Source organism: Weizmannia acidilactici, from assembly GCF_008974185.1.
Lineage (GTDB): Bacteria > Bacillota > Bacilli > Bacillales > Bacillaceae_C > Weizmannia > Weizmannia acidilactici.
On sequence record NZ_BKZP01000115.1, the window covers coordinates 1 to 299 of the forward strand.

General features: G+C 39.5%; 1 protein-coding gene. It reads left to right on the forward strand.

Features of this window, described 5'->3' with window-relative positions:
• Positions 1-68: 68 nt before the first annotated feature.
• On the forward strand, positions 69-299 hold a 231-nt coding region (locus BpJC4_RS15945; protein WP_172968391.1), incomplete at its 3' end, for a transposase.

A 299-nucleotide genomic window follows, 5' to 3' on the forward strand; every position in this document is an offset into this window, starting at 1 on the left:
TGATGCTAGTATAGTTTCATGGACACCCTTTAGTGAAATATAATATTAACGAAGGGATGTGTCCTGATATGGGTAACACAAGCGAAAAACGTAAAAGTTATCATGCTGAATTTAAAGAAATGGTGGTTGAGCTTTATCAAACTGGAACACCAGTAAAACAGATCTGCAGCGAATATGGCCTGTCTGAAACGACAATCTACAAATGGATCAGAAAACAAAAACCGGTTAAGCTGGATGACGGGAGCTCTTTTACCCCGGAAGAATTTCTGAACCTGCAAAAAGAATTGCACCGGCTGAAA